Below are 4,177 nucleotides of genomic sequence, written 5' to 3' on the forward strand. Positions count from 1 at the left end.
GATACGATCTTTCACAAGATGGAAGCCGCCCACAGCAAGCGAAACCCCGAGGACGAAGCCCGGCTTGATGCCGAATTCCACATGTCGATCATCGAGGCCAGCCATAACGTCATCATGCTGCATATGATGCGGTCGATGTTCGAACTGCTGCGCGAGGGCGTGTTTTATAACCGCAAGGTCATGTTCAAACAGCGCACCACCCGTGGCGCCCTGCTGGACCAGCACCGCGCCATCAACGACGCGCTACAGGCCCGCAACCCCGAAGCGGCGCGGCAGGCGGTCATGGCGCATCTGGACTATGTCCAGCGTGCGCTCAGCGATCAGCAGGCAGCCGAACGCCATGAACTGATCGCCCGGCGACGGTTAGAGCACGAACAAGCGCACAGCTAGGCCGTTCGGTCCGCCCACGCAGCCAAATACGCCGAAATATGTTAGACTAGTGCGACTCGACCCACGTTCAGAAGGCGCTGACCGATGGCTGACCAAAGTTTCGCAAATCGCTATGAAACCACTTTGGTGCCGGTGATTTTCCGGCCTTGGGCACAGGAATTGATCCGCCGCGCCGCACCCAGTGATGGCGAGAATATCCTTGATCTTGCTTGTGGCACCGGCGCCGTTTCCAGGGAAATCATCCTGTCGAACGTCAAGCCCGGCAGCCTGACCGGCGCTGATATGAGCGCCGACATGCTGGCGGTCGCCAAGGCCCGGGCCAAGGCCGCCGGGATCGCCGCCGATTGGGTCGAGGCCGAAGCCGGGCAATTGCCCTTCGACGATAACCGCTTTGATGTCGCCTTTTGCCAGCAGGCGCTGCAATTCTTTCCCGACCGCGTCGGCGCCCTGCGCGAATTGCGCCGGGTGATGGTTCCGGGCGGCAGGGTGGCGTTTTGCGTGTCGCAAGACCTGTCGCTGAACCCGTTGCTGGCGGCGCAGGCTGCGGCGTTGGACAAGAACAACGGCCCCGAGGCCGGGGCGGCGGTGCGGGCAATTTGCAGCCTGACCGATGGCGATGAGATCGGCGCGCTGTTTGAGGATGCCGGTTTCAGCGATGTCCGCGTCGATAGCGTCAGCCTTGCCCTGTCACACCCCGATGGCCGCGCCTTTGCCGAGGGCGCGCTGGGAGGTATGCACACCGGCGACAAGCTGTCCCAGCTGGATGCCGAGCGGCAACAGCGCTGTATTCAGGATTTCCTGACCGGGCTGGGCGACTGTTATGACGGCGTGGCCCTGCGGTTCCCGCATGTATCGAACGTGATCACCGCGCGCGCCTGATCCCAGCCCCCTGTCAGCAGACAAGAAAAAACCCGGCGCTAAGGCCGGGTTTTCAATTCGTAAACGGCGGTTCGCCGGATTAGTGAAGCTTGGCTTCGACCTGTTTGATGCCATCTTCGATCAGGGCATTGCCCGAATCTGCGGTCATCTTTTTGCCGATAACTTCGGCGGCCGCAGCAACAGCAACGCTGATCGCACGGTCGCGGATTGCCCGGACAGCCGCGGCTTCAGCCGAAGCGATCTGGTCTTCAGCAGCCTGAATGCGGCGAACGATCGACGCGGCCAGCTCTTTACGGGCTTCGGCGGCGGCGTTCTGGGCTTCTTGCTTGGCATGCTCGACGATGCGGGCCGACTGTTCCTTCACTTCCTGCTGCTTGCGCTCGTAGGAGGCGAGGATGGTCTGGGCTTCTTCGCGCAGGGCCTTGGCTTTTTCCAGTTCGTCACGGATTTCATCCGCACGCTTGTCCAGCATCCCGCCAATCATGCCCGGGACCTTGAAATAGATCAGGACGATGACGAACAGGATGAAGGCCAGCAGCACAACAAAGTTGGTGTTGTGCAGCGAGACGAACGGGCCGCCGGTCGCAGCCAGCGCGGGGCTGGCGGCAAGGGCGAGCAGAGCGGTAAGTTTTTTCATCGTCTTACCCTTTCAGCCGTGCCGAAACCGCAGCGGTAATCGACTTGGCATCGGCCGGTTGGCCCAGTGCTGCGACGATTTCCTTAGCGGTGTCTTTGGCCACTTCGGTCACGCTTTCCAGCGCACCGGCGCGGATTTCATCAATGCTCTTCTGCGATTCCGCAGCTTTGGCGGCGATCTGAGCATCGGCCTCGGCGGTTGCAGCATCCAGATCAGCCTGAATGTCAGCTTTTGCCTCGGCAATAATTTTCTGTGCTTCCAGACGGGCATCCGCAAGAGCCTGATTATAGGCTTCTTCGGCTTCCAGCGCCTTGAGCTTCAGCTCTTCTGCGGCCGCAATATCGTTGGTGATCGTGCCCTGACGTTCAGCCAGAACCGATCCGATCCGGGGCAGCGCAACGCGCGACAGGATCAGATAAATCACTACGATCGAGACCACCAGCCAGAAGATCTGGTTGGGATAGGTCGAAAAGTCGAGCTGCGGCATGCCAGCAGATTCAGCGGCACCATGAGCCGCCGCTGCCGCGCCATGCGCCGCTTCGGCAGCGCCGTGCGCTGCTTCGCTGACCGCGTGAGCCGCTTCGTTCGCTTCGTTTGCCATGTCGTCCTCCAGGAACCTATGTTTACACCGGATGGGTCAGCGGACCCATCCGGCCGTAAGGATCGGTTCGGTGGATTAGACGGCGAACATCAGCAGAAGCGCGACGAGGAACGAGAAGATCCCCAGGGCTTCCGCAAAAGCGATACCGATGAACAGGGTCGCGGTCTGGCCGCCAGCGGCCGACGGGTTGCGCAGAGCGCCCGACAGGAAGTTGCCGGCCACGTTGCCCACCCCGATTGCGGCTGCGCCGGAACCGATTGCTGCCAGGCCTGCGCCGATATGTGCGAGATCGCCTTCCATGTGATATCTCCTTACGATTGGAAGTGAATATTCTTTATTTAGTCATCAGACCTTAGTGCGACGGATGCAGCGCATCTTTCAGATACACACAGGTCAGAATGGTGAACACGTAGGCCTGAATGAAGGCCACCAGCGTCTCAAGCCCATACATCGCAGTGATCGCAAGGATCGACAGGGGCGAGATCGCGGCGATGGCTGCAAAGCCTGCGAAAACCTTGATAACGGCGTGACCGGCCATGATGTTGCCTGCAAGTCGGATGCAGTGGCTGACGGGACGCACGAAATACGAGATCAGTTCGATGATCGCCAGAACCGGGCGCAGGGCCAGCGGCGCCGACGATACCCAGAACAGGCCAAGGAACTTGGTGCCGTTCTTGACGAAACCAACGATGGTCACGGTCAGGAACACGGCGATGGCCAGAATGGCGGTGACGGCGAAATGCGAGGTCGTCGAGAACGACATCGGCAGCAGGCCGAGGAAGTTGGCGAACACCACGAACATGAAGATCGTCATGATGTAGGGGAAGAATTTAAGCGCATCCTTGCCGGCAACGTCTTCGACCATCTTGTGGACAAAGCCGTAGGCCAGTTCAGCGACCGACTGAACCCGGCTGGGAACAATGGCGCGACCGCGCGTGCCGACAACCAGCAGCAGGAAGACAACGACGATGGTCAGAACCATCCACAAACTCACGTTGGTGGGGGTATACCAGTTGATCGTATCGCCGCCGAACAGCGGTTTTACGATGAACTGATCCATCGGGTGAAATACCAGACCTGTGCCTTCGCCATTCGCTTCGGTTGCCACGATTCAGTCCCTCTCGTCGTTACCGGCCTCGGCCGATGCCTTTTCTTGGATCTCAGCGGCGGATCGAAGCATTGTCTTCACCCCGGCCGCGAAGCCCAGCATAATAAATATCACCATCAGAATGGGGGTTGTGCCGAACAGCGTGTCCAACCCGTATCCGATGACAAAGCCAATCCCCAACCCGGCGACCAGCTCGATCACCATCCGCCAAGCCAGATTGGCCTGAGAATAGTGCTCTTCCTGATGAGCCTTGCCGGGGTCCTGAGCTTTCTTCAGCTCAGCGATCCGTGTTTCGAGGGCTGCAAGCCGCTCTTTATCCGCCGGATCTACCATCGACAAACGCCCCCTTGGACAGTCGACGCGAACCTAGAAAGCGGGGGGTCCTGAGTCAAGCCTCTTTGCGGCAGTGCGGAAAATACTTAAATCATTGTTTTTCAACGATTAACTTATGCTTCACTGCCGGGCCACCCTGCCCCCTTCGGGCCTGTCCGGCGCTAACAGGGCGGAATTCGTTATTCAACCATCTGGTTGATGATCCTGCGCCGCCGCGCCGCCGGTCAGC

7 protein-coding genes are annotated in these 4,177 nt (G+C 59.8%); 2 read left to right on the forward strand and 5 right to left on the reverse strand.

Translation table 11 applies throughout. The features are described 5' to 3' along the window. On the forward strand, window positions 1-390 hold a 390-nt coding region (locus ABYW26_RS11395), incomplete at its 5' end, for an FCD domain-containing protein (protein WP_372605000.1). A gap of 84 nt (window positions 391-474) precedes the next feature. Continuing rightward, entirely contained in the window at window positions 475-1,269 is a 795-nt protein-coding gene (locus tag ABYW26_RS11400) for a class I SAM-dependent methyltransferase (RefSeq protein WP_372605001.1), read from the forward strand. A gap of 79 nt (window positions 1,270-1,348) precedes the next feature. Here the strand turns inward: ABYW26_RS11400 and ABYW26_RS11405 are convergent, their stop codons facing one another. The 5 genes from ABYW26_RS11405 to ABYW26_RS11425 form a co-directional block, all read right to left on the reverse strand. Further along, entirely contained in the window at window positions 1,349-1,906 is a 558-nt protein-coding gene (locus tag ABYW26_RS11405) for a F0F1 ATP synthase subunit B (RefSeq protein WP_372605002.1), read from the reverse strand. Between the two features lie 4 nt (window positions 1,907-1,910). After that, window positions 1,911-2,507: a F0F1 ATP synthase subunit B' gene (locus ABYW26_RS11410; RefSeq protein ID WP_372605003.1), complete on the reverse strand. Its 597-nt coding sequence runs from the start codon at window positions 2,505-2,507 to the stop codon at window positions 1,911-1,913. Window positions 2,508-2,582: 75 nt separating this feature from the next. Further along, on the reverse strand, window positions 2,583-2,807 hold the full coding sequence (locus ABYW26_RS11415) for a F0F1 ATP synthase subunit C (RefSeq protein ID WP_035251977.1): 225 nt from the start codon (window positions 2,805-2,807) through the stop codon (window positions 2,583-2,585). 52 nt (window positions 2,808-2,859) lie between these two features. Beyond that, complete coding sequence (locus ABYW26_RS11420; protein WP_372605004.1) at window positions 2,860-3,615, reverse strand: F0F1 ATP synthase subunit A; 756 nt, start codon at window positions 3,613-3,615, stop codon at window positions 2,860-2,862. A 3-nt stretch (window positions 3,616-3,618) separates the two neighbouring features. Further along, the gene (locus tag ABYW26_RS11425; RefSeq protein ID WP_372605005.1) at window positions 3,619-3,948 is read right to left on the reverse strand and encodes an AtpZ/AtpI family protein; all 330 of its coding nucleotides are present in this window, start codon (window positions 3,946-3,948) and stop codon (window positions 3,619-3,621) included. Between the last annotated feature and the right edge of the window lie 229 nt (window positions 3,949-4,177).

The organism is Actibacterium sp. (genome assembly GCF_041584535.1).
Lineage (GTDB): Bacteria > Pseudomonadota > Alphaproteobacteria > Rhodobacterales > Rhodobacteraceae > Actibacterium_D.

What these genes read in the sequence shown, in the direction of transcription:
- ABYW26_RS11425 (WP_372605005.1), bottom strand. Translation starts at nt 3,948, where the DNA reads ATGGTAGATCCGGCGGATAAAGAGCGGCTTGCAGCCCTCGAAACACGG.
- ABYW26_RS11415 (WP_035251977.1), bottom strand. Translation starts at nt 2,807, where the DNA reads ATGGAAGGCGATCTCGCACATATCGGCGCAGGCCTGGCAGCAATCGGT.
- ABYW26_RS11400 (WP_372605001.1), top strand. Translation starts at nt 475, where the DNA reads ATGGCTGACCAAAGTTTCGCAAATCGCTATGAAACCACTTTGGTGCCG.
- ABYW26_RS11405 (WP_372605002.1), bottom strand. Translation starts at nt 1,906, where the DNA reads ATGAAAAAACTTACCGCTCTGCTCGCCCTTGCCGCCAGCCCCGCGCTG.
- ABYW26_RS11410 (WP_372605003.1), bottom strand. Translation starts at nt 2,507, where the DNA reads ATGGCAAACGAAGCGAACGAAGCGGCTCACGCGGTCAGCGAAGCAGCG.